Genomic DNA, 19,077 nt, shown 5'->3' with positions numbered 1-19,077 from the left:
ATTATGCCTATAGAAATAAGAGAATTAATAATTAAAGTTAAAGTAGAAGAATCAATTAAACCAAAAGCGGAGGCTTTAGATATAAGTATGATTAAAGAAACGGTAACTAGCCTTTGTAAAAAAGAAGTGAAAAGACAATTACAGAAATTTAAAGAGCGCTAGATGTCAAAAGATTTAATGGAAATAATAGCATACTCAGACAATGAGTATTCTAGTGAAACAGGAGACAGCTGTACGGTACAAATTAATCCAGCATCTTATACACACGAGCATACTATAGAATATAACAAGTTTCAACCCGTAGGTTCTCCAGGAACTTCTGTTTGGTATAAAGGTACACCTCCAGAAAAGGTAACTTTCGATATTTATTTTGATGCAACAGGAGCTGTAAGTTCAAGCAGTATAAGTAGTTTGTTATCTACTATAACACCAGTGTCAGATCAAATAGATACCTTTAAAGCCACCTGTTTTACATATAATGGAAGTATACATGAGCCTAATTATTTAATGCTTTCATGGGGGACATTAGTTTTTAAATGTAAGTTAACTTCTTTAAATATTTCATATACGCTTTTTCAAAGTGATGGTACACCATTACGAGCAAAATTAAGTGTTGCTTTTGAAGGCGCAATTTCTGCCGACGATATAGCATCAGAAGCAGATAACCAATCTCCAGACCTTACCCATTTTATAGAAATGAAAGATGGAGATACCTTACCATTAATTTGTTATAGAATATATGGAGACAGTAGTTATTATACAGAAGTTGCAGCGTATAATAATATATTAAATTTTAGAAATATAGCTCCGGGAACAAAGCTATATTTGCCACCTTTAAAGTAAATTGAATCATGGCTAGCTCACCAATAATAAGTGGAAATAACCTAGTATCGTTTATCATTACCTCAGAAGGTGATGCTATTCCTGATACTTATGGTGTAATGAGTGTAAGCATATCTCAGGAAGTTGATAAAATAGCAGAAGCACAAATAACTATAAGAGATGGGAATCCAACAACTCAAATGTTTGAAATTGCAGACTCAACAACCTTTAAAACAGGGAATACAATAGAAATTTCTTTAGGTTATGCTACCGAAACAGAAACAGTGTTTTCGGGAGAAGTGACTAGACAATCGGTTAAAGTAGATGAGTCTGGAACTACATTTCAAGTAACCTGTAAAGATCTTCTAGTAAAAGCAACAAAAAATAAAAGTAAGTTGGTGCTTACAGATGCTTTAGATAGTGATGCTATTTCTCAGATAGCCTCAAATCTGGGTGTAGATAGCGATATTACAGCAACTACAGTTACAAAAGAAAAAATTATACAATATAATGCCTCAGATTGGGATTTTATAGTGAGTCGAGCGCAACGTAATGGGATGGCAGTAGTAACAGATAATGGAATATTAACTGTAAGTGCGATTACTAGTGATGACGATCCTGTATTAGAATTACAATACGGTAGAGATATTATAGAAATGGATGTAGAACTCGAATCTATTGAGCAATCTACATCACTATCAATTAATGCCTGGACACCATCTGAACAAGATCTTGTAAATTCCGAAGCAAGTGAACCAGCAATTAATGAACAAGGAGACGCTTCAGAATCGGATTTAGAATCTGTTACCGAAGCAGAGGATGCCTTTAATACCTCTGTTCCTTTAACAGATGATGAAGCTCAACAACTTTCAGACGCTTTATTATTAAGATTAAGGATGTCTAAATATCGAGGTTCTATTAAATTTCCAGGATCTGCAGATGCCAAACCCAATACATTAATTACATTAGGAGGGTTAGGTGAACTTTTTGATGGTGATGCCTATGTATCTAGTGTAAATCATAGCTTTAGCGGAGGAAATTGGTCTACAGAAGTACAGATAGGTTTACTTCCAGAATTACATAGTCAAAAAGTAAAAAGTGCCCCATCGGAACCCGATACTAAAGATACTTTAATAGATGTTAAAGGCATGCAAATAGGTGTTGTTAAAGATACCTATGATGAAGATGGAGGAGAATTTAGAGTACAAGTAGAGATTCCTATGCTAAATGATACTACAGAATTTGTGTGGGCAAGGTTAGCTTCCTTTTATGCAAGCAGTAGTTTTGGAGCCTATTTTTATCCAGAAGTAGGTGATGAGGTTGTACTTGGTTTTATAGAAGGAAACCCAGGATATCCAGTTATTTTAGGAAGTTTATATAGTAGCTCATTGCAACCCCCAGAAGTTGTAAGTGATAGTGATAATAATATAAAAATGTTAATGACTAGAAGTCAATTACAAATGTCGTTTGATGATGAAAATATAGTTATGACTATGTTGACACCTAATAATAATACGATAGTTATTAGCGATCAAGATGAAGGAATAACCATTACCGATCAAAACAGTAATCAAATACAAATGAATGGAGATGGCATTACTATAGAAAGCCAATCTGCAATGACTATTAAGGCAGCAGATGCGTTAACTATCCAAGGTTCTTCAGTTACTATAACATCAGATAACGATATTACTATGAGTGGGAGCGATATATCTGCATCGGCAAGCGATTCGGCAACAGTTAATGGAGATAGTGAGTGTACAATTAGTAGTAGTGGAGAAACAAATGTGAGTGGTTCTACTGTAAACCTTAATTAATTTATGAAATATCCATAACTAAATTTTGATAGACAAAGGAATGATTAAATGGCTGTTACAAATGACCAATAAAGAACATTATATAACACATGAAATTTAAAAAACAAGAAACAGGGAAGCATAGTTTGTTTTTAGGAACCGGATGGGGTTTTCCGCCTACATTTCATAAAGAAAGTTCTTTAGGAATAGAGATGACTTCCAATGAAAAAGATATACAACAATCATTAGAAATTCTATTGAACACAAAAATAGGCGAACGTGTTATGAATCCTAGATACGGATGCGATATATATGCCTATTTATTTGAATCTATATCCAATTCAAGAGTGCATCAAATTATAGAAATGATAAGAATTGCTATTTTAAGATTTGAGCCAAGAATTAAACTTATAAAAGTACACTTAGATGAATCTGAATATCTAGACGGTGTGATTAAGGTTAATTTAGATTACAGAATACCATTAACAAATACTAGATTTAATCTGGTATTCCCATATTATAAAATTGAAGGAACAGATATTCCAGATTTATATAAAAAACAAACAAAAAAGCCAACAAGCTTATCCGAATTAGTCGCACTTAATAATGTGAAAAAATCAAGATAAGTTTATTATTTAGGTTATACAATTAATGATAGAAAGAAGGAAAGGTACCATACAACGTCAAAGAATAAACCCTAATCTGCTAAACCCAAAGTTTAAGATAGATGAGCGTTCTTTTGAAGATTTGTTAGCGTACATCGTATTTTATGTAGAGCATATTAATTTTTATACCACAGAAAATATAATTGATGGTAATTGGAGAGCTTTGGTAGAGCAAGACCCTGTTATTTATATTATATGTATTATAAAAGAACCTATTGAAAACCTTCAAGAAGAAGACAACCTTCCAAAGGAAAAGATACATATACTATTAGATTGGTATAATAAAATAGAAAAGTGGTATCATACATTATTATCTTTTAAAGAAGATGTTCTAGCCAATAAAATAGGAAATGTATTATTAGATGTCTTAAAATATAAGAAGTCGCAACTTGAAACATTTTTAGAAAAAACAAAAACAAAAACAAAAACAACAACGGTTAAGTCGTTTTCTGAAGCGTTAAAAACTTATGTAAATTCAGAGAAAAAAGAAAATGAGTTTAAAATAGATTTAGATGAGATCACTCATACATTTAGAAAAATGATTCTGTATATTCAGAATTTTACGAGTGATTATTTAAAAGCGAATGTCTTTACCAAAAATGATCACATGCCTAATAATGCCATGTACATTACATTTGCGATATTATTTAAGAAAGTTCAAGAGCAAATTAATGCTATAGGGCAACGCCATTTAGATTTTTATTATAAAGACGTATTACAACAAACACAAGATAAAGGTATTGCTACTCAAGCAGTAGTGTGTTTCGAATTACTTCCAACATCTAAAGGAGTTATTATTCCAGAAAATACGCAATTAATAGCTGGTAAATTATTTGAAAGTAAAAAAAATATCATATTCGAGACTGCTAAACCCTTATTAGCAGCACCAATTAAAATAGAAGCATTACAAACATTATTTTTTAACAAGAGCCCTTTTATAAAAATAGGAACAAGTGAGTCAATTATATCTAATATCGTTAAAAACAACCTTGTTAGTAAAGGAAAACCATTAAAAGATGTTGAAAATAGATCGCTATTTGGTGCCGATGAAAATACTGTAATAAACTCAGATATATCTCCAAAAACAATAACAGATATTGGATATATTATAGGATCTCCAGTATTATTTTTAGAAGAAGGTGAACGAGAAATTAATATTACATTTACTTTAGAAAAGGAAACCTCAAAAGAAACATTCTGGAAATTATTACAAGACATGGTAATAAGTCAAGAATTACCATTAGATGTTATATTTAACACTGTTTTTAAAGGTGCTTTTGCTATATCGTATACCTCAGTAACAGATTGGGAAACTATAAACGCTTATGGTGTTAGGTTTGATGAGATAGAGAATACATTTACGTTGCACTTTACATTAGATAATACAAAACCTCCAATGACTGTATTACCTACAAAAACAGCCTCGGAAATCGATTTTTCTTGGCCTATGATTAAAGTTGTACTCGATGAGTATGCTCCTATATATACCTATTCTTTTTTTAAAGGTGTTATGTTAGAAAATATAAAAATAGATGTGAATGTAGTGGGTATTAAAAACCTTTCCGTTTATAATAATATAGGTAAAATGCCATTAACCAAGTCGTTTAACCTATTTGGCTCATCACCAACATTGGGAGGTTATTTAATGGTAGGTAAAAGCGAATTATTTAAAAAAGAGCTTACCAATATAGATTTGAATATAGAGTGGGATAATGTCCCGACAGATTATGGTGGTTTTGAAACATATTATAAAGCATATTCAGAAAAATTTACAAACGATTCTTTTGTTGTTGATATTTCAGCATTAGCTAATGGATATTGGTTTCCAAGAGAAGAAAAAATAAGAACAAAAGTAAACCTTTTCGATGTAGAACCCACTAAAACACCAGAAGGTTATAATAGCGAAATTATATCTAAAAAAAGAACCATAACGTTAAGTGATTTAGGGAAATACCAATTTCCCCGAGATTATAAATTAGAAGACCCGATACCTTATGATGTTTATACTAATAATGGGTTTTTTAAGTTTTCTTTTATAGCACCTAAAAATACTTTTGGGAAAAATTTATACCCAAAAGATTATGCAGAAATAGCGACATATAATGCTAAAAATGAAGATTCATTACCACTACCTAATAAACCATTTATACCAAAAGTAAAACAGTTAACATTAGACTATACAGCTAAAGATACTATCTATTTTAGTAATGCATTCGATGATAGCTCAGATAGTGTATTAGGAGGATATATGCATCTTACGCCCTTTGGTGTAGAAAAAATTGTAAAAGATAGTCGCGTTTATAAAAACACCATGCTTTCAAGTTTTGAAGGACTAGGTTACTTATATTTAAAACTATCAAAATTGGAAACAGATAGTATTGTCTCCTTGTTTTTTGATTTAAAAAATAATACTCCAGATTATAGTGAACAATCTGATAATATTATAATTCAGTATAAAAAAATTGATCGTTGGGTTACTTTACATCCTAAAAACATTATTTCAGATGGTACAGATCAATTAAGTAAATCTGGAATTATAGAGGTATTGCTTCCTTATAATAATGAAGACGATAGCAATGGATATGAGTTGCGTTTTGTAGCAAAACAGGAAGTTTACAAATACCCTATAATTAATGGTATTTATACCAATGCCGTTTTAGCAAGTTGTACAAGTGAAGATGAAACTGTAGTTGGTAAAAAAGTAGAATCTTATAGTATACATAAGCTAGCAGAGAAGATTCCAGAAATTAAAAAAGTAGTACAACCAGCAGATTCCTATGGAGGAAAGATACCAACCATACCAGAGTTGTTCTATACAGAAGTGAGCGAACGTTTAAGGCATAAAGATAGAGCTTTAACTATTTGGGATTACGAACACCTTATTTTACAGTATTTCCATGAGGTTATAGCTGTTAAATGCACCAATTTAGATGGTTTTTTTAAGCCACAAGCAGGTAGGGTAACATTAGTAGTACTTCCCAGAGCATGGAAACACGATGCGCATCATTATTTTAATAGTAATGATCTGGATGCTATACATCGTTTTATAAAAAGTAAGTCTAACTCTTTTATTAGAATAAAAGTACGAAACCCAAAAGTAGAATGGTTGTTGGCTAATTGTATAGTCGAGTTTTATGCAAAAGACCAAGGCGGATATTATTTAGATGAATTAAATAAAGAACTGAGTAATTATCTGTGTCCATTATCTCATAGCGATTCTACAACTATAGAAGGAATAGGAGCCACAGTAGTACCTAGAATGTTAAGAAGTCATTTGGAGAATTTACCTTATATCCAATCTGTTAAAAAATTAGAAATAGAGCATATTGTAAAAAAAGGGCTTGACGATTTTACGTTAAAAGTTTACGAAGAAAATCAAGAAATTAAACCAACAAAACCCTGGTCTATTTTGGTGCCAAAATCAGAACATAAAATTTATTCATCCTCTATATTAGAAGATGAAACTATGGCAGAAATAGAAAATCAGAATTTACAAATAGGTGTAGATTTTATTATAGCTGCAGACGATGGTAATAATGAAAAAGCATTAGAAGTTATAACGTCAAATAAAGTAAAAGATCAAGAAAGTACAGAACAAGCTTTAACTGTAAAAAAATCGAAATTGAAAGCAAATACCATTTTGACTTTTAAAATAAAATAACCGTTTAATAAAAAATAGAACTCTTGAAAATTAAGTTATTAAATAGACAAAGCCTTAAAACATTATTTGGAGCCGGAGCTAGACCAAAAGAAAGTAATTTCTCTAGCTTAATAGATTCTATGGTTAATAAAATAGATGATGGAATTTCAAAGAATGAAGAAGATGGATTAATTCTTTCGCCAGAAGGAAAAGAATCAGACCGTGTAATAAGCTTTTACGAGAATATAGAAGATGCATTACCAGAATGGAGTATTGAATTAGATCAAAAAGAAAATAAAAGTTTATCGATAGTTGCCCCCGTAACCGAAACGGAAGCCACAACAGCTATATCCTTTCAAAAAACAGGAGAAGTAGGTATAGGTACTAAAAAACCAAGAACGGCTTTAGAGGTAGAAGGTGTTTTAGGAACAGATATGCGTATAGGAACCTATAAAATAGGAACTGTTCGAGCAGATGGAGATTGGCACGATGTTATTACTGGTTTAGATGGTTGTATGGCTTTCGAAGTGTTAGCACAGGTAGGAAAAGAAAAAGCAGGTAGGTATGCATTGTTGCATGCACATGCGCTGAGCACTTTTGGAAAATCGCATCATAAAATAACAAAAACACAAGCCCATTATGGATGGTTCTGGAATAAAATAGCAATACGTTTTACAGGCACAACGTACAATTATAAACTGCAACTAAAAACACGATCAGACTATGGGCGTGACCATGATATAAAATTTCATATTACCAAGTTGTGGGATAATGATATGAGTAAGTTTTTTAAGTCGTAGACAGTAAAAAATATATGGATAACAAAGGGTATATTTCTAAAAAGAAAAAAGGATCTAGTCTTTATGAAGAACTACACGAAGAAGCTTTGGAGATTCTTCAAAAGTTTAGCGGTAGCGTGTGGACAGATTATAATGAACATGATCCAGGGGTTACTCTACTAGAAAATATATCGTATGCTATTACAGAATTAGCACATAAAACAAGTTTACCGATACAGGATCTTTTACAATCGTCTAAAGGCACCGTACTACAATCGGGTGATAATGGGCTTTTTGTAGCATCAGATATTTTAACAACAAACCCAGTAACGTTTAACGATTATAGAAAAATCTGGATCGATCAAATTCCTAACGTAAAAAATGTTTGGGTATATCCTATTGACGATTACGAAAAAGAATTAAACAATATAAAAGGGTTACTACATGTTTTTGTAGAGAAATACGAGTATCATGTAGACCCAACCCAAGAAGCTACAGAAAATAAGCAGATTATAGATGAAGTTCAAGATTTGTATAACTCCCATCGTAATTTATGTGAATCTCTTTATGCTGTTGAGGTATATAAACCATTAACACTTTCGGTAGATTTAAGAATAACCTTGTTAGATCTAGTAGATGGTGAAGAAATTTTGGCTAATATATTACATCGTATTAATGATTATTTGGCACCAGAAGTAAGTTATTATTCATTAAGGAAATTACAGGAAGAAAATATTCCAACCCATACTATTTTTAATGGTCCGCATTTAGTTAATGGTTTTATAAAAGATGAAGATTTAAAAAATCCTTTAGATGTTATAGAAGTATCCGAGATTATTAAGATTATATCTAAAATCCCTGGTGTAGTTAATATTAATGATTTTTGTTTAAATTACGTAGATCCTACAACAAAAGAACAACATATTATTAAGGAACGTTTACAAGTTCCTAAGAATACTACAGCAAGAGTTAGGTTCCCTTTATCAAATGAAAAACTCATTTTTGAAAACTCAGGTGTTTCTTTTCAACCAGATTTAAAAGAAACTAAAAAACAATTAGCTTTTATACAAGCGTTGGATGCAAGTAAATTTAAAGCAGCATCTAATTCGTTAAATAACATAGCAATACCTCAAGGAACCATGCAAGATATAGGATATCATTATCCAATACGTAAACAGTTTCCTGAGATTTATGGTATAGGTGATAGAGGTATAGGTCATGGAGCAACACCATTACGACAAGCTCAGGTAAAACAATTACAGGCCTATTTATTGCCGTTCGATCAATTGATTATCAATTTTTTATCGCAATTATGTAATATATATACATTGTACGATGTGCATAACAATGAAGACGCATCATATTTCACGAATATTTTACCAGATACAAACGATTTATTGGATCTTATTGCTCCGCCATCATCAACATATACCCCAGATCAAGTAAAAGCTTATTGGGAAAAGAAGACTAACGATCTTAATGCTTTTTTTGATAATCATTCATTAGAAAGATTAAATAAAGTATCAGATCAATTATTATCAAGATATAGTGAAGCTTTTCAAACTTATACGCTCCTTAAAATTAATAAATCTAGTTATGGAGACGCTATGTCTTCTAAAAGATTTGAAAAACAATTATTAGCAGCAAAGCAAGAGCTTATAAAAGAATATGCATCCATTAGTTATAATCGATCAAAATCTTTTAATTATAAAAACATATCAATACATCCAGAAGAGGATAAAAAGCAGGCTATACCTGGAATATTCCGAAAAATAGCCATACTTATGGGAGTTAATGATTTTAAGATAAAATCGTTAATTAAAAACATTTCAGAATCTGGAATACGTATTCACCCTCAAACATTGGATATCGATTTTATAGTTCGTGAAATTGATATTCATACTCCAGAAGAAAATATAGGAATTGTTGAGATAGAAGACATTGTTGTTAATGAAGAGATAGAAGAAAATTTATTTCATACCATGCATTATGTAGGTGACGAGGATACTTTATTAAATAGTGTATTAAAGTATGGTATTATTCCAGATAATTATACCATTAAGAAAGACCCAAATAAGAAAGAACGATATTATATTTCTCATCAGAGAAATGATAATAAGTCTAATATAGTACATATTGCAAAGAGTAGAGAAAAAGCAACTAAGGTTATTGAGAAATCTATAAATTATTTGATTGATGTAAGTCAGAAAAGTGAAGGTTTTTTTGTAGTAGAACATGTGTTATTATTGCCTTCGTATTTTGGTGATTATTTTGGATTCGAAATAGATTTTTCTTTATTAAATCCAGAATTAGAAATAGTATGCTCTCATGCAGATTTAACGCCTTTTGTAAAACGAGATGAAACCATTACAAATTTAATAGAAGCTTTATTAGCAAAAGAAGCACAATTTAATATAGTATCTGCCAATGGCGTATATCAATTAGAAATAGGTGCCACTAATGGAGATGTTTTTGCTATTTCTAAGACCAGTTTCGAGTCTAAAGAAGCACTTCAAAAGATTATAGAAGGTTTTAAAAATGAAGTGAATCATACAGAAAAAGAAGATATAGAAGCTATTACAAAATGTCATGTGTTTTATGGAGATCATGCGATAGATGAACACTTCTTTTCATTCAGATTGAGTTTTGTTATGCCTAAGTGGCCAGTACGTTTTCAGAATGAGAATTTTCAAAAAGTTTTTGAAAATACAATTTATGAGCAAATACCAATTCATATAGGATCTAGTTCTTATTGGTTAGATTATAAAACGATGTATTTATTTGAAACCTATTATTTTAAATGGTTAGAATTATTACAGCATCCAGATGCAGATGAGGATAAAATGTATCAAGCCTATCAATTAATAAAGCTATTACAGAAGTTGGATAATAATGAAGCATAATTTTGAAAGATGACCAAACACATATTATTAAAAGTCAGCAGTATGAAATAGAATTAGAAGATGCTTCACAAGGATATACCTATCAATCAAGAGTAAGTCAAATTCAAGAACATAGTATCCAAAATATTTTACAAAAAGTAATGGATATATATCATGTACCTGAGTATTTAGATCAATATAATGATATTGTATTAGATTTGGGAACCATTTCGGCGTCAAATTTTGATCGTGAATTAGGCTATAAAATAGAAGAAGCTTTTATAAATTTTTTTAAGAATAACACTTACGATAATGGTTCTTTAATAAAAGGGAAGCGCAAGCCAATTTATAAAAAGCAAATCGATCAATTCGTTTTTTTTCTAAAAAATGGCTATTTACAATGGGACACACCATCTTCTACCAAGCCCATAGAACTTTTAGAGTCGGCATTACGTAATAATAAAGAAGAATTAGTCGCTATTTTAAAAAAAGAAGGGCAAAAAGAAAGCATACGAAAGCGATTAATTTCCCAATTACAAGACACTGCTTTAGAGAAGATTGTTATTGCTATTAAGGATGATGCCGGTGTATATATTAATCAATCTCGTAGAGATATTGTGCAATATCAAGAAAATTATGGCATAATAGAGATTAACAAGGCTTATTTTCGAAATGCTATATGGGAAATTACATTAGCTTATATTTTTACAGAAATAACTGGATATTCCAATCAAGCCAGTTTTTTAAAATACCTAATTCATAAAATTGCGGTTAAATATAATTTGACTTATAAAGACTTGCTTAAAAAAATTGTTTTAGGAGTTAAACAAAGTAAAGAAAGAATAAGTGCTATACCTAATTTTGGCAAAATAGTAATATTGTTGCAAGAAGAAGTAGATAGAAGAGAATCTGCTATTAATGATATAACCAAACCAAACAACGATTTAAATATTATAGAGGTCTTTAGGTATTATATTGAACATCAATCTTTACCTGCAGAAAGTAGAATGGCCACGTTTAATATTTTTTCTAAAAATGTAGAAGCCATACTAGAAGAAGAACCAGCAAAATTCTACGCTGTTTTTTACGAATTGATTAAAGATAGTTTTCATGTTAACCAATTAACCAATCATTTTTCAGAACCTTTAATTAATAAGATCGTAATTCATGCTAATCATGTGGTATTGGCAGTGATGGTTCGGTTTTTTAGCCAAATGGTTACTTTATCAAATAAATTATCGATTAAATCTGCTACTTTAGAACGTTTAAAGCAACAATTAGGGGAAATTGTTTTGAATACTTATGTTGCGATTAACAAAAGAAAAGCTCATACAATCGTAGTATTTTTACATCAAATTATAAAAGAAATAGCTATTGATAAAGCCTTTGTTCTCATTTTGGAAGCTTTTAAAGATGAAAAAGGATTTAAATATCGAAAAGAAATATTAGCATTTGTAAAGGATATTAAAGTAGCAAAAAGTAAAAAAAGAGAGGATGTAGAATACACTTACAATACTATTTTTTTTAAGTTCTCTAAAAAATTATATAGCTATTATAAAGGAAAAGCGATTCTATCATTAAAAGAATTCCAAACCCATTTAGCAGAAAATAATTATAACGAAGCTTCTTATAAACTAACAATCGTATTACTGGAAATATATGCTAAAGATAAAAATTGTACTAAGCAAGAACTAAGTCAATGGATAGAAGAACGATTGGTAGAATTAGGTTCTAAAGGTGAAAATGTAGAAGTCGTCCTGTCACAAATGTATCATATTTCTCAAGTGTTATATTTAGATGCTAAGATTATAGAAGTGCTTAAAGCGATTAAAATATCAGATTTAAAAAGGCATCAAGAGAAACCTTCAGTATTAAAACATATAAAGCGAACTGCGAATCAAATTCCAGAGAAAATATATCAAGAGTTTATTGAAACGATAAAAGAAAAACTATTTAATCGCAGAAAACAAGATTTGCATGATAGTATTCAAGAATTATTAGAATTATTTTCAGTAAAACATGAGATAGAAAAGTCCCTTTTATTAGCTGCTCTTAAAAAAGAAAACATAGCTAAGCATATTCCCGAATTTATAAAATCAATTTTAGATCAATTAGCAGAGAATCCACATAAGGTTTCGAATAAAAGAAGAAATAACGATAGATATAATCTAGATGTCACGCAATATTTCCTCAATACAGGCAAATTACCTTGGTGGACAAGAGATAAATTATTTGTATCGTTTCAAGAATCCATCTATTATGTATTAAATCAATACCCAGAACGATTTGTTTCTTGGTTTAAAAAATCGAAACATCAAAAAGTGATTGTCGATTTGATGGACGATAACATGTATAATGTTTTTATTAAACAAGTTAATAGTTCGGTTACCCAATCTGTATTAGCTACAAAACAATTATTCTTTACCCTTTTAGATAAAGATTTATATGGAGTTAAAAATATATTACCAACCCATTACAAAACAGTAGAATATCTGTTTTTAGAATATATACATGCTAATAAACATGTTGAGGTCTCTAAAATAACAGCTTTTATTATTGATAAGCTAGCAGAAATGCTATCGGTAACAAAAGAAGATTTATATCAATTACTTTTAGGAAGAATTAGATATGACAAACAGGTATATAATAATTCTAAAAATTTAGAGTCTTGGTTATTAACTGTCGTAGAACAACCAAAGGCAGTATATAAAGATTTGATTCAAAGTATTGAAAGTGAAAAAGTATGGAAAGATGCTATTTCAATGTCTTTAACAAAAGAGCTTATCAATAACCTGGAGACTATTTATAAAAACAGATCTCAGGAATTAATGTTTCATATAAAACAAGCTTCATTTCGAAAACAGCTCATTAGTAAACTCAATACGAATGCCCAGAAAGAAGTGGTTTCCTTATTTTTATCTGCATCAGAAAGGTCGCAGTTGCTTACCATTTTTGAAATCTTTAAAAAATTTCGAAAGCAAATTACAATTAAGAACTATCAAGTGGTTTGGAATCATTTTATAGATAAGCTATTATTAAAAATAGCCATAAGCCAGACAGCTAATTGGTCCATAAGAGATTGGAGTTTGCTTCTGTTTGAGAGTATCATTTCCATTAAACACTCAAATGCATTACCTCAATTAATATCTGAAGCAGTGGTATATAATAATACCACTTCAGAGCATATCGTAAACGAGATGCAATTCTTTTTGGATAAAAAAGAAGAATATATTAAAAAAGAAAATAAAGAAATTGTTCCAGAAGTTATTGAAGAAGAAACTATTGGAGAATCTGCTTTTATTGAAAATGCAGGTATGGTTATATTGGGACCTTATATTTATATGTTGTTTGAGCGCTTAGGTTTATTGGAAAACGGCGTATTTAAAAATGAAGAGAGTCAACATAAAGCTATTTATATACTCCAGTACGCGACTACAGGGAAAACCGATGCCGAAGAGCATGAATTACTGCTCAATAAGATAATCTGCGGACTGGATATACATGAACCTATACCACATGCTATGTCTTTAAGTTTGGAAGAAAAAGAAATGATAGATAATGGTTTGCTTAAAGCAATTATAGCACATTGGAGCGCTATTGGGAATACCTCTGTAGAAGGTTTAAGAGTTTCTTTTTTATGTAGACCAGGGAGGATAACGGTAGAAGAAAAAAAATACGTGCTTGTAGTTGAAGAAAAGTCGTATGACATGCTGTTAGATAACATTCCATGGACCATAGGGCAATTAAAATTAAGTTGGATGCAAAAATTATTAGAAGTAATATGGAGATCTTAACCAGTAAAAAAATAGAAACAATACTACAGTATGAAATACAGTGGATAGAAGCCGTTATAGATACTGCGTTAGCACTTTATTTTAATAATGATTGCCAATACAAATCTGTAAAGGAATTAACCCCACCACAGGTTACAGAAAATGATACATCGGGATATTCACAAATATTAAAGAAATACAATTTGTCTTTTGAAGAGCGCCTTATGTTAATCATGGCTATGGTAAGACATTTAAAACCCCAGAGTTTAGATTTGTTTTTAATAAAAAATAAATCTCTGGATGTGGAGTTTTCAGAATTTGGAGGCGTTAAAGATGAGAAAAAAGGAGGCTTTAGTCCCACTTTAGAAACCGTTTGTTTTCTTCTGGGAGGTGCTAACGATATTCAAAAGCGTTTGGAATTTATGAAAATCGTTTATGAAAACAATACACTATATCAAGAGGGGATTTTAGAAGCAAAAAAGCAACCTGTAGAGCTTCATGAAGCCTTACAACTATCAGAAGAATATCTAGGAATTATAATAACCAGTAAAAAATATAAACCTAAATATAATTCCAGATTTCCAGCAGAAGAAATAACTACCAAAATGGATTGGGCAGATCTTATATTAGAGACTAATATAAAAGATCAATTAATAGAAATTAAACAATGGCTTAAGCATAGCGATTTAATTTTGCATGAATGGGAATTAGATAAAACTTTAAAACTAGGCTATAAAGTACTGTTTTATGGCCCTCCAGGAACTGGAAAAACGTTAGCAGCAACTTTATTAGGGAAATCTATTAACAAACCCGTGTTTAGAATAGATTTATCCATGATTGTCTCCAAATATATTGGAGAAACAGAAAAAAACTTAGGACGTTTATTCGATGTCGCATCATCTAAAGGATGGATTCTGTTTTTTGATGAGGCCGATGCTTTATTTAGTAAACGAACAGAAACAAATTCATCTAACGATAGGCATGCCAACCAGGAAGTTGCCTATTTATTACAGCGTATTGAAAATTTTGACGGATTAGTTATTTTAGCAACCAATTTGATGACTAATATAGATGAGGCATTTTTAAGACGTTTCCAGAGCACTATCAATTTTCCTAAACCAAAATATAAAGAGCGTAAACGTTTATGGGAAAATATGGTGAGTAGTGTTTTCGAAATAGAAGAAGGACCACAAGTTATCGATACAATTGCTAAAGATTATGAGCTGTCTGGTGGGGAAATGATTAATGTGCTAAGGTATTGTGCTATAAAAGCAGCTGGTAAAGGAGAAAAGAAAATTAACTTTACTAATATTATGACAGGAATAAAAAGAGAATACGAAAAATCAAATAAAACCCTAAATTAAAAAATAAAACTTATGGCAAATCTAGTATGCAGTGGTGCATCAATGTCCTGTTCTTATGGAACAGCAACATCTAGTTTAGTTATATTACCAACAAATGAAGTGAATGCAGATAGTATGCCTGCTGCCACGGTTAACGATTATATTCCATTAGTAAATATTATGACTTTTGGAGAATGTTCGTCCACAACCAATCCAGCAGTAATAGCAGCAACAGCTGCAGCAAGTGGTGTGCAAACTCCAGCACCTTGTGTACCAAGTACGGTTACACCTTGGTCTCCTGGAATAGCAGACGTTGCTATTAACGGAATGAGTGCCTTAGACGATGGAAGTACTTGCGATTGCCTTTGGGCAGGTTCAATTTCATTTTCAGATGCAGGGGAAGAAGATGTGGATATTGCTTAGAGAATATCTGTTCAATTTTTAAATTATTAAAGCGTGCTTAGAGTTAAACAGATATAAGCTATAAAATTACAGTAAATATAAAATGAAAAATATAATACCATTTTTATCTAAAATATTAGATAACTCATATGTAAACCTTATCGTTTCTATAGGTTTAATTGTTATAGGTATCGAAGAATTATATAAAGCAGATGTTATGCACCTAGAAATCCATTGGAAACATGGTATTAGTTTTTATGGTATTTTAATGTGTATTCAAGCGGCTTTTAAGATTGCAAAGGGAGGTGTAAAGGTTTATAAAAATGAATTGGTAAAAAGAAGTAAGTAGGTGAGAGGGTAGTTTTATATTTGAAATGTTTGCGATTTAGTATGGTTTACATTTTGTAAGTTAAAGTTTATGAATGTGCTTTATTAATGTGTAGGACTTGTTTTATGAAAAGCAAAGTAGTTCTTTTTTACTATTATTCGGATCACTGACTTATGGTCAGAAAAATGTAAAAATTGATAGTTTAGGTACAGAAATAAACGCTCTCAACCATAAGGTTTTTGAACTGAAAGAACAAATATTTAAAATATAAATATAAAAGTTTTGGTAGATCTAGATCATCAGGATCGACTTATTTTAAAGGCCATTATAGGAAAACTAAATCAGGAAAAAGAGTTTATGTAAAAGGACATATTAGAAAAAAATAAAGTAATAAGAACTACCTACAACGCTATATAGCAAATTGGGCAATTAATATTTAATCTAAGGTCGTATGTCTATTTGCAAAGTGGTCAATTTTTTTGATTTAGTTTAGTGCTCAATCAAAATTAATTGTTTATTCTTTGTCTTAAATGACAGATTTCCTTATGTAGAAACATCTACTATTGGAGATGTAGGAATGGGAAAATCTTATTTTATAGGTAATAACAAATATGATTTAGTAAAATTAGATTTATTTTATACGGAACCTTTCGTATTTCCTTGTAGTATTGAACAAAATATTAGATTTGCAAGTATTGAAGAAGTGTCTGCAATGAAGCTTGAAATAATTGCTCAAGGTGGTAGGAAAAAAGATTTTTGGGACATTCACGAGATTTTAGATATATTCACATTAGATAATTTGATAGATTTTTACCTGAAAAGAAATCCATATGGTTATTCTAAAGACGAATTATTAACTCAAATTATTGATTTTTATGTTGCTGAGGATGATTTTACACCAAACTGTTATAAGGATAAAGACTGGGAAATAATTAAATTAGATTTTGAAGAACTAATCAAGAACTATAAGCCGATTTGCCAACAAAGAATTGAGTTAAAAAACAAGCTATACGCCAAACGATGTGTACTCGTCTTTTCAACTTTAAAATTATCCTCAATAAAAGTAATATTTATAAAAAAACAAAGGCTATAATTATTTAGCCTTTGTTCTTGAGAAGAAAATTATTTTTATTTTAAACTTGAGGAATAATAGAAATTATGGCATCAGCCTTAACAGCTACTAATTCTCCTGCAGCTGTATCATCTCTAAACCAAACAGGAGTATCGTAAGGCTTACTAGCTGTCATATCCTCATATTTAATACGAGCAACTTCTTTTTCTTTATTAGGGGAAAGAAATTCTTTTATATCGCCCACTTTACCAGATTTTACCCAGAGATTTCCTCGAGTTTGTTTCGCTTCAGGAAGATTCGCTAAATCACCTCCTTGCGAATCTTCTATATCAGAACGATCAGACAAACTTTCTAAAGACCCTCTTCGCGATCCTCCATCCAGGGAACCAAAATCTGAACCAAAATCTACAGAACCTCTAACAGAACCTTTAACAGAATCTTCTTGTAAATCGCTAGAAACATCATCAACATTTGCGGCACGAGCAGGACGATTGGCTTGGTCGTCAATATATTTTATAGTACCATCTTTATTTTCAGCAATTAACCAATGTGAAAGTATACCACCAGCACCAGTACATTGAACTGCAAATTTAGTACCAGAATCATAGAGTTTCATTTCATCTTCGGCATCCGAAACTGTGCGAGGCTCATTTACATTAGGTTCTTTTTCTGTAGCAAGCGCAGTAATTGAAGCTTCAAATTTTTCTGCCGTCCATCCTTTAGGATAAGCACCTTTATCTTTAAAAACCCAAGCAATCATACCCATAGTTTGTAAGTCCATGTCGTTTTCTTCATTACTTTCTATATTTTTTAACCTGTCATCGTAACTTCTCATATAATTCACGAAAAATTGATTATCCTGTTCAAGATCACCACTTACATCAGAAGATTTATCTTTACCCGTTAAATTAGCAATAGTTACTAAAGCACAATTAGTACGCGCATTTTTTTCATTTTCAGCATCATTTTGTGCTCTTTGTATAGTTTTAAGCTGTGCAGACGAACTAGTAGAAGCTATTGGTTTTAATTGTAAATTTTTTGTGCCTGGTTTTTGAATTGCTTTTTCTCCCATAATATCCGCCTCTCTTTCCAATCCAATATTATCATTTACATCAACACCTTTTAATTGCGTAGTAGGTTTAACCCTGCCTTGTTTTTGCTGTACGACATGCCATGCTTCGTGTCCTAAATGTTTTTCTTGACCAGATGCAACATGTATATCTGTCCCTTGCGCATAGGCATGGGCTTGTAATTGGGTAGGTTTAGGAGAATTGTAATGCACTCGAGTATCACTCATATCTATGCCCGATAAATTTTCTATACCAGATTTTAATTGGTCTGGTAAACCTGTTTTATTTTCTTTTTTTTGAATAGGAGCGCTAGAAATACTATCCATTTTTTCTTTTTGTGAAACAACCCTGGAACTATTATTTATAGTACTTTGAATATGATTCTGTTTAGAATTTTTAGCTCTTTTATCTTCAAATTGAATGGATTGAGTTTCTTTTTTTTCAGTATTGGAGAGTGTACTTTTATTTTCCAATTCATCAAGATATATGCTCATAGGGTAGTTGG

The 19,077-nt window shown here is 31.0% G+C and carries 13 protein-coding genes; 12 read left to right on the top strand and 1 reads right to left on the bottom strand.

What is annotated here, in order from left to right:
* The first annotated feature begins 3 nt into the window (after positions 1 to 3).
* From A8C32_RS20760 to A8C32_RS15210, 12 genes are all read left to right on the top strand, one after another.
* Positions 4 to 162, top strand: coding sequence for a DUF5908 family protein (locus A8C32_RS20760; RefSeq protein ID WP_165605853.1), 159 nt, complete (start codon positions 4 to 6; stop codon positions 160 to 162).
* Positions 163 to 843 carry a CIS tube protein gene (locus A8C32_RS15260; protein ID WP_069831279.1) on the top strand — a complete coding sequence of 227 codons (681 nt, stop codon included), beginning with the start codon at positions 163 to 165 and terminating at the stop codon, positions 841 to 843.
* Between the two features lie 8 nt (positions 844 to 851).
* Positions 852 to 2,639, top strand: coding sequence for a type VI secretion system tip protein VgrG (vgrG, locus tag A8C32_RS15255; RefSeq protein WP_069831278.1), 1,788 nt, complete (start codon positions 852 to 854; stop codon positions 2,637 to 2,639).
* Positions 2,640 to 2,728: 89 nt separating this feature from the next.
* Positions 2,729 to 3,244, top strand: coding sequence for a GPW/gp25 family protein (locus tag A8C32_RS15250; RefSeq protein ID WP_069831277.1), 516 nt, complete (start codon positions 2,729 to 2,731; stop codon positions 3,242 to 3,244).
* A gap of 25 nt (positions 3,245 to 3,269) precedes the next feature.
* On the top strand, positions 3,270 to 6,944 hold the full coding sequence (locus tag A8C32_RS15245) for a hypothetical protein (RefSeq protein WP_069831276.1): 3,675 nt from the start codon (positions 3,270 to 3,272) through the stop codon (positions 6,942 to 6,944).
* Between the two features lie 23 nt (positions 6,945 to 6,967).
* Positions 6,968 to 7,723: a hypothetical protein gene (locus A8C32_RS15240; protein ID WP_083253380.1), complete on the top strand. Its 756-nt coding sequence runs from the start codon at positions 6,968 to 6,970 to the stop codon at positions 7,721 to 7,723.
* Between the two features lie 14 nt (positions 7,724 to 7,737).
* The gene (locus tag A8C32_RS15235; RefSeq protein ID WP_069831275.1) at positions 7,738 to 10,605 is read left to right on the top strand and encodes a hypothetical protein; all 2,868 of its coding nucleotides are present in this window, start codon (positions 7,738 to 7,740) and stop codon (positions 10,603 to 10,605) included.
* A 2-nt stretch (positions 10,606 to 10,607) separates the two neighbouring features.
* Positions 10,608 to 14,378, top strand: coding sequence for a contractile injection system tape measure protein (locus A8C32_RS15230; protein WP_069831274.1), 3,771 nt, complete (start codon positions 10,608 to 10,610; stop codon positions 14,376 to 14,378).
* The gene (locus tag A8C32_RS15225) at positions 14,366 to 15,721 is read left to right on the top strand and encodes an ATP-binding protein (RefSeq protein WP_165605852.1); all 1,356 of its coding nucleotides are present in this window, start codon (positions 14,366 to 14,368) and stop codon (positions 15,719 to 15,721) included. Before A8C32_RS15230 ends, A8C32_RS15225 begins: the two co-directional genes overlap by 13 nt.
* Before the next feature lie 12 nt (positions 15,722 to 15,733).
* Positions 15,734 to 16,123 (top strand): DUF4280 domain-containing protein, encoded by a 390-nt coding sequence (locus A8C32_RS15220; RefSeq protein ID WP_069831273.1) that lies wholly within the window; start codon positions 15,734 to 15,736, stop codon positions 16,121 to 16,123.
* An 82-nt stretch (positions 16,124 to 16,205) separates the two neighbouring features.
* A complete protein-coding gene (locus tag A8C32_RS15215) occupies positions 16,206 to 16,451 on the top strand; it encodes a hypothetical protein (RefSeq protein ID WP_069831272.1) in 246 nt (81 codons plus the stop codon).
* 556 nt (positions 16,452 to 17,007) lie between these two features.
* Entirely contained in the window at positions 17,008 to 17,523 is a 516-nt protein-coding gene (locus A8C32_RS15210) for a nucleotidyl transferase AbiEii/AbiGii toxin family protein (protein ID WP_069831271.1), read from the top strand.
* Positions 17,524 to 17,563: 40 nt separating this feature from the next.
* Here A8C32_RS15210 and A8C32_RS20040 read toward each other — a convergent pair whose 3' ends face one another.
* Positions 17,564 to 19,066, bottom strand: coding sequence for an eCIS core domain-containing protein (locus A8C32_RS20040; RefSeq protein ID WP_083253378.1), 1,503 nt, complete (start codon positions 19,064 to 19,066; stop codon positions 17,564 to 17,566).
* Positions 19,067 to 19,077 lie beyond the last annotated feature (11 nt).

This window comes from Flavivirga aquatica, assembly GCF_001747085.1.
Taxonomy (GTDB): domain Bacteria; phylum Bacteroidota; class Bacteroidia; order Flavobacteriales; family Flavobacteriaceae; genus Algibacter_C; species Algibacter_C aquatica.
The sequence above is the reverse complement of the archived record's forward strand: the minus strand, read 5'-3'. Positions and strand labels throughout refer to the sequence as shown.

Bases quoted from the DNA above. Each gene is read 5' to 3' on its own strand.
- A8C32_RS20760 (WP_165605853.1), top strand. From the start codon at position 4: ATGCCTATAGAAATAAGAGAATTAATAATTAAAGTTAAAGTAGAAGAA.
- A8C32_RS15260 (WP_069831279.1), top strand. From the start codon at position 163: ATGTCAAAAGATTTAATGGAAATAATAGCATACTCAGACAATGAGTAT.
- vgrG (WP_069831278.1), top strand. From the start codon at position 852: ATGGCTAGCTCACCAATAATAAGTGGAAATAACCTAGTATCGTTTATC.
- A8C32_RS15250 (WP_069831277.1), top strand. From the start codon at position 2,729: ATGAAATTTAAAAAACAAGAAACAGGGAAGCATAGTTTGTTTTTAGGA.
- A8C32_RS15245 (WP_069831276.1), top strand. From the start codon at position 3,270: ATGATAGAAAGAAGGAAAGGTACCATACAACGTCAAAGAATAAACCCT.
- A8C32_RS15235 (WP_069831275.1), top strand. From the start codon at position 7,738: ATGGATAACAAAGGGTATATTTCTAAAAAGAAAAAAGGATCTAGTCTT.
- A8C32_RS15225 (WP_165605852.1), top strand. From the start codon at position 14,366: ATGGAGATCTTAACCAGTAAAAAAATAGAAACAATACTACAGTATGAA.
- A8C32_RS15220 (WP_069831273.1), top strand. From the start codon at position 15,734: ATGGCAAATCTAGTATGCAGTGGTGCATCAATGTCCTGTTCTTATGGA.
- A8C32_RS15215 (WP_069831272.1), top strand. From the start codon at position 16,206: ATGAAAAATATAATACCATTTTTATCTAAAATATTAGATAACTCATAT.
- A8C32_RS15210 (WP_069831271.1), top strand. From the start codon at position 17,008: ATGGGAAAATCTTATTTTATAGGTAATAACAAATATGATTTAGTAAAA.
- A8C32_RS20040 (WP_083253378.1), bottom strand. From the start codon at position 19,066: ATGAGCATATATCTTGATGAATTGGAAAATAAAAGTACACTCTCCAAT.